This is a genomic window from Deltaproteobacteria bacterium GWA2_45_12, from assembly GCA_001797365.1.
Lineage (GTDB): Bacteria > UBA10199 > UBA10199 > UBA10199 > UBA10199 > UBA10199.
This window is the reverse complement of sequence record MGPH01000066.1, coordinates 36,615-43,130: the sequence shown is the minus strand read 5'-3', so window position 1 is coordinate 43,130 and position 6,516 is coordinate 36,615. Positions and strand designations below refer to the sequence as shown.

Here is a 6,516-nt window from a genome sequence, read left to right as displayed (position 1 = left end):
CGGGGGGAGTGCCTATAGCTCGAAAAACTGACATATCCCACTCCCGGCATGACGACCCCGGGGACATAATAACCCGCCGTGATGTTCCAGCCACCATAACCAAGGCCTGAAAAGCCGGTGAGAAAAAACACAAAAAACAGGATTAAAAAATATTTTTTCATGCAAGTGGGTTATCGACCAAGCCATCGAAAAGTTGCCTCTATTTCGAAAATAGGGCACACTTATGGCCATGAAAAAAATCATCCTTTTTCTGGCTCTTTTTGGTTTTAGTTTAAACACCTTGGCCGATGAAGTCACCCATCAGCTTGGCAATTCAGGCTATGCCATTCGTGAAGCCATGCAGGCCGGGGCACCACGTAAGAGTCCGGCTTCTTATTTCAAGGCTTTAAATCTTCAAAATCAGGCCAAAAAAGCCTTTAGTAACGAAAATTTGGAGATGGCTATTCAAGTTTCAAAAGAGGCGGAGGCAGAGGCCAAATTGGCATTAAAAAAATCTTTATAAATACATTTTCACCTCCCTTGCCCCGCGCAGCGGGATTCCGGTACGCGGAAAGGGGAGGGGGTTAGGGGGCGGGTGATCCCGGGGCCACCCTCTCCCTAACCCTCCCCCCTCAAGGGGGAGGGGATATAAATAATAATGAATCGCATTGGCATTATCTGGGATGAGCGTTACCTAAAACACGAAACAGGAGAGTCCCACCCTGAATCCCCCGCACGTCTTTTGGCGATCAAAGAAATTCTGGATAAAGATTCAACACTGGTGCGCCTGAAACCCCGCATGGCAAGCGTTGAAGAGATTGCCTGGGTACATAATCCAGATCTGATTGCCCAGGTTGAAAAAACACGGAGCATGGCCCATGCCTATTTTGATTTGGATACCCCCGTTTCTAGCGGTTCTGCCGATGCCGCTTTTTTAGCGGCAGGCGGGGTGCTGAGTGCCGTCCAATCTGTTGACAAGGGAGAGGTGGACGGGGCATTTGCTTTCCCGCGGCCTCCTGGGCATCACGCTGAGGCAGCCCATGCCATGGGTTTTTGCCTTTTTAACAATATCGCCATTGCCGCCGAATTTTTATTGAAACAAAGCCACAAAACAAAAGTGGCCATTGTGGATATTGATGTCCATCACGGCAATGGAACCCAGCATGCCTTTGAGGAAAGAAGCGATGTTTTTTTTACTTCCATTCATCGTTTTCCCTTTTATCCGGGGACGGGTTCTGCCAGTGAAAGGGGAAGGGGCAAGGGGGTAGGGTTTACCTTAAATGTTCCCATGCCGGCTTATTCAGACGATGCCGACTATGAACGCGAGTTTGAAAATAAAATAATCCCTGCCGTCTTGAATTACAAACCTGATTTTATTTTGGTGTCAGCGGGATTTGATGCGCATATCCGCGATCCGTTAGGGGGGATGAAAATCACCAAAACAGGTTTTTTCAGCATGGCCCGGCATTTGGTAAAAACGGCAAAGAAAGTCTGTGACGGTAAAATCGTCTTTGTCTTGGAAGGGGGTTATGATAAAAAGGGCCTTCAGGAAGGAACCGAAGCTGTTTTGGAAAACTTGTAAGGGCGGTTCATGAACCGCCCCTACGGGATATATATATTATGAAAAAAAAATATTTCATTCTTGCGCTTGCCTCTCTTTTCTCTTTAACCACAAACCTACAAGGAGCCCCCATGACCCAATTTTCAGAACCCGTTGCCCCCATGAAGTTTGAAGCGGGGAAAAAATATACAGCTATTCTTCATACCTCCAAGGGGGACATCACTTGCGAGCTTTATCCCGACAAGGCGCCAGTTTCCGTCACCAATTTTGTCCAGCTATCAAAGGGCGGTTTTTATAATAATCTTACTTTTCATCGTGTCGTTCCCAATTTTGTGATTCAAGGCGGAGACCCCAAGGGCAATGGAAGTGGAGGGCCTGGGTATACAGTCAAAGCGGAAATAGGCCTTCCCCATATAAAAGGGGCTTTGGCCTGGGCTCGCTTGGGCGACCAGGTAAACCCTGAAAAGCGATCGAGCGGTTCCCAGTTTTACATTACCTTGGAGGCAACTCCGTTTTTGGATGGGGAATATACTGTTTTCGGACAAACGACGGCTGGAATGGAAGTTGTTCAAGAAATTTTGCAGGGCGATATTATCAAGAGCGTGGATATTTTGGTACGGTAGGGGCGGGTCACGATTTGTAAGGGCAATTCACGAATTGCCCGTGTAAGTAATGATCGTATCCTTCTTCTCCGATTCAAGAGGATCAGGGTAATCAATATTATAATGAAGTCCGCGTGATTCCTTCCGCTTGAGGGCCGACGCAATAATAAGTTCGGCCATGCAGGCTAGGTTTCGTAATTCAATTAAATTAGAAGTCACCTTAAAGCTCCAATAATAATCCATGATTTCTTCCTGTAAGAGCGCCATTCTTTTCTGAGCCAAAGTCAGTCGTTTGTTTGATCGGACAATCCCCACATAATTCCACATGAGCCTTCGTATTTCATCCCAGTTTTGGGTGATAAGAATTTCCTCCTTATTCTCTTTGGCCTTGCCCGGGTTCCATGGGGGTAAATCCGACAAAATCTTTTCTTTGGTATTTGTGAGAATGTCTTTTGAGGCGTAATCGGCCATGGCTACAGCTTCTAAAAGGGAGTTTGAAGCAAGCCGATTGGCTCCGTGTAAACCAGTGCAAGCCGTTTCTCCAATGGCATAGAGATTTTTAAGGCTGCTTTGCCCCTTTAAATCGGTCAACACGCCACCACAAAAATAATGGGCTGCAGGAACAACGGGGATTGGTTCACGGGTCAGGTCAAAACCAAGTTTGAGACAGGTTGTATAAATGTTAGAAAATCTTTTTTTGATGAATTCACTAGGCTTGTGCGAAATGTCTAAATAAATAAAATCATCCCCGCTTTTTTTCATTTCAAAATCGATGGCACGGGCCACAATATCGCGAGGGGCTAGTTCTTTTAAGGGATGGTGTCTTTCCATGAACGAGGAACCATCTTTAAGCTTTAGTTGGGCCCCTTCTCCACGAAGGGCTTCTGAAATAAGAAAGTTTTTGGGGCCAAGGCTGGGGGTATATAAACAAGTGGGATGAAATTGGACAAATTCGAGATTGGCCAAGGTGGCTCCGGCGCGATAGGCCATGGCCATGCCATCGCCTGTGGCAACATCGGGATTGCTCGTATAAAGATAAACCTTTCCGGCCCCCCCACTGGCCAGGATTGTTTTTTTAGCCACGATTGTCTTGATGATATTTTCTTTGATGGAAAGAACATAAACCCCAAGACACTCATTAGACGGGGTTTCTGCAAGTTTTTTTGAGGTGATCAAATCGATGGCAATATGATGTTCTAAAATTTGGATGCGGGAAGATTTTTTAACCTGCTCCAGCAAGACTGATTCAAGTTCATTGCCTGTAAGATCCCCCGCGTGTAAAACACGCCGCCTGGAATGCCCCCCTTCACGACCCAAATCAAATTTCTGGTTCTCTCTGCGGGCAAAAGAGACGCCCCAATTGACAAGCTCATCAACAAGGCGGGGACCGTCACAGACAATCTGATGAACGACATTTTCGTGGCACAGGCCGGCTCCTGCAGTTAATGTATCGCTTATGTGCGACTGGAAATCATCATTGGAAGCCATGACAGAAGCAATACCCCCCTGGGCATACCGTGTATTGGCTTCCATGGCCTCTTTTTTGGTGACAATGGTGACATCAAAATCTTTGGCCAGCTTTAGAGCGCAGCTTAATCCCGCAATGCCACTGCCGATGATGAGGATATCTGTTTTCAAGAGAGAGGAGTCAGGAGTCAGGAGTCAGAAGTCAGAATAAAAACCTACCGACTACTGACTACCCAAAATTCCATAGACATTAGGAACATCATTGTTTAACCTCAACAAGTACTCTTTATTTAATTCCCATGGCAACTCAAAAACAAAAAATTTTTAATGTTCCAAATATCCTGACTCTGGGGCGTATTGCCACGATTCCCATTATTATGGGGCTCTTATTTTTGCAAATGGGGCAGAATACGTTTGAATTTAACAAAACGGTCGCCCTTGTTTCAGCCATTCTTTTCATTCTGGCCGGCATTTCAGACTTGGTGGATGGGGCCTATGCCCGCAAATATGGGCAAGTCAGCCTGATGGGAAAGTTTTTTGATCCCATGGCGGATAAGCTGATTCATTTAAGTGTCATGATATTACTTATTCCTCTCGGCCGTTTTCCTGCCTGGCTTGCCATTCTTCATTTATTCCGGGAGATTTTTGTTTCGGGCATGCGTTCAGTGGCCGCAGGTGAAGGGCTTATTATTTCGGCCTCAAAAATGGCCAAGAAAAAAACCGCCTGGCTCAATGTGGGCTTGGCCGCACTGCTTGTCCATTACGATATTCTGGGAGTCAGCGCCTACAGCTTTGGCTGGGTATGCACGGCTGTGGGCACCTTTTATAGTATTCTTTCAGGAGTTGAATACGGCATTTTGTTTTTTAAGGAAATGAAAAAGAAATAAGCAACGTCATTCCCGCCACGCTTGCCCTCGAGTGCTTTTGTCGAGGGTGATCCCGCAAAGCGGGATACTAAGGGCGGGAATCAAATACTGGATCCCCGCTATAAGAATCCGCCGTATACGGCGGATAGCGGGGCGGGGATGACGTCTTCAATCCAATGATCCAAATTTTCATCAAACGTTTAAGTCAAATCAAGCCCGAATTACCCCTTCCTTTCTATCAAACAAGCGGCTCCGCAGGCATGGATTTGATGGCCGACATCAAAGACACTGTCATTTTAGAACCCGGTCAGCGCAAACTTGTTCCTACGGGGCTGGCTTTTTCAATTCCTGTGGGTTTTGAAGTTCAAATCCGTCCTCGCAGTGGCTTGGCTATTAAAAAAGGAATCACTCTCCTTAACACACCTGGCACGATCGATTCCGACTACCGTGGCGAAGTTCAAATTATTCTCGTAAATTTAGGGCAGGACACCGTCCGCATTGAACGTGGCGAGCGCATTGCCCAGATGATTGTTGCCCCTATTGTGCAGGCAAATCTCAAAGAAGTGGATGACCTTGACTCGACGACACGCGGTGCGGGTGGTTTTGGAAGTACGGGGGGATGACCCCGTAGGGGCGCAATGAATTGCGCCCGCAATTTTTGAAGATCATGGGCGCAATGAATTGCGCCCCTACACATTTCTTACCCCACATTCCCATTGAATTCTCTTTTTACTTACATTAGTAAGCTTCTTCATGAAAATTCTTGTCATTGGTTCAGGCGCTAGAGAGCATGCTCTTGTCTGGAAAATATCCCAAAGTCCCCTTGTAAAAAAAATTTTCTGTGCTCCCGGTAATGTGGGCATAAGCAAACTTGCCGAATGTGTGGACTTATCCGCTGACAATATCAAAGGACTGCTTGGATGGGCCTTAAAAGAAAAAATAGATTTAACTGTTGTGGGACCAGAGTCGCCTTTATCCCTTGGCATTGTTGATGAATTTGAACGCGCCGGCCTTGCTATTTTTGGCCCACGTAAAAACGCTGCCATTCTTGAAGCTTCAAAATGCTTCACCAAAGAATTTTGTACGCAGTACGATATTCCTACTGCCCCTTATACTTTTTTCTATAACGCAACCGATGCCAAAGCTGTTTTGGAAAACAGAAAAGATTATCCTGTGGTCATTAAAGCGGACGGTTTGGCTCAAGGAAAAGGGGTGATTATTGCCCACAACAAAAAAGAAGCTTTTAAGGCCGTCGATTCCATGTTGGTGCATGAAAAGTTTGGGGAAGCCGGCAAAAAAATTATCGTGGAAGATTTTATGCCGGGAGAAGAGGCCACCTTTTTGGCTTTGGTTGATGGGTTGCATTTTCTCCCCTTTGAATCATCCCAGGATCACAAGCGTATCTTTGATGATGACAAGGGGCCCAACACAGGGGGAATGGGTGCGTATAGCCCGGCTTCCCTTGTAACCCCGGCCGTTTATAAAAAAGTGGTTGATCAAATCATTAAACCCCTGCTTCATGGAATGAATCAGGAAGGGCGTCCTTACAAGGGAATTTTGTATGCTGGATTGATGATCAATAAAGGCGAACCCCGCCTTGTCGAATTTAACTGCCGCTTGGGCGATCCGGAAGCCGAAGTCGTGTTGTTCCGGTTAAAAACCGATTTGGTTCCCTTGATGTTGGCCGCCATTGAATCAAGACTTGAAAATGAGAAAATAGAATTTACACCTCATCCGGCTGCTTGTGTTGTTCTGACATCCAAAGGATACCCTGGTGAATACGAAAAAGGGAAAACCATTACGGGGCTTGATGAAGAGATGGAACAAACCTACGTATTTCATGCAGGGACAAGAAAAGATGGTAACAAGATAACCACAAGTGGGGGACGTGTTTTAGCCGTCACTGCCCAAGGAAAAAACCTTCAAGCAGCGTTAGACAAAGCCTACAAACGTGTGAAACAAATAAAGTTTGAAGGAATGCATTACCGGAAGGATATTGGTAAAAGAGGGTTGTAGGGGATTAACTCCCCCTCGCCCCCTC

At 46.2% G+C, this 6,516-nt stretch carries 7 protein-coding genes; 6 read left to right on the top strand and 1 reads right to left on the bottom strand.

From position 1 onward, the window contains the following. The first annotated feature begins 223 nt into the window (after positions 1-223). From A2048_07245 to A2048_07235, 3 genes are all read left to right on the top strand, one after another. The gene (locus tag A2048_07245; GenBank protein OGP07312.1) at positions 224-502 is read left to right on the top strand and encodes a hypothetical protein; all 279 of its coding nucleotides are present in this window, start codon (positions 224-226) and stop codon (positions 500-502) included. 135 nt (positions 503-637) lie between these two features. Next, positions 638-1,561, top strand: a complete 924-nt coding sequence (locus A2048_07240) for a hypothetical protein (GenBank protein ID OGP07311.1) — start codon at positions 638-640, stop codon at positions 1,559-1,561. 140 nt (positions 1,562-1,701) lie between these two features. Continuing rightward, entirely contained in the window at positions 1,702-2,163 is a 462-nt protein-coding gene (locus A2048_07235; GenBank protein ID OGP07316.1) for a hypothetical protein, read from the top strand. 27 nt (positions 2,164-2,190) lie between these two features. On the opposite strand, the gene A2048_07230 is transcribed toward A2048_07235, so the two are convergent. Further along, positions 2,191-3,780 (bottom strand): L-aspartate oxidase, encoded by a 1,590-nt coding sequence (locus A2048_07230; protein OGP07310.1) that lies wholly within the window; start codon positions 3,778-3,780, stop codon positions 2,191-2,193. A gap of 128 nt (positions 3,781-3,908) precedes the next feature. Here A2048_07230 and A2048_07225 point away from each other — a divergent pair, with 128 nt between their 5' ends. The 3 genes from A2048_07225 to A2048_07215 all read left to right on the top strand — a co-directional run bounded on the left by A2048_07225 (position 3,909) and on the right by A2048_07215 (position 6,491). Further along, complete coding sequence (locus A2048_07225) at positions 3,909-4,496, top strand: CDP-diacylglycerol--glycerol-3-phosphate 3-phosphatidyltransferase (GenBank protein ID OGP07309.1); 588 nt, start codon at positions 3,909-3,911, stop codon at positions 4,494-4,496. Positions 4,497-4,651: 155 nt separating this feature from the next. Further along, entirely contained in the window at positions 4,652-5,098 is a 447-nt protein-coding gene (locus A2048_07220) for a deoxyuridine 5'-triphosphate nucleotidohydrolase (protein ID OGP07308.1), read from the top strand. 130 nt (positions 5,099-5,228) lie between these two features. Then, a complete protein-coding gene (locus A2048_07215; GenBank protein ID OGP07307.1) occupies positions 5,229-6,491 on the top strand; it encodes a phosphoribosylamine--glycine ligase in 1,263 nt (420 codons plus the stop codon). The last annotated feature ends 25 nt before the right edge of the window (positions 6,492-6,516 follow it).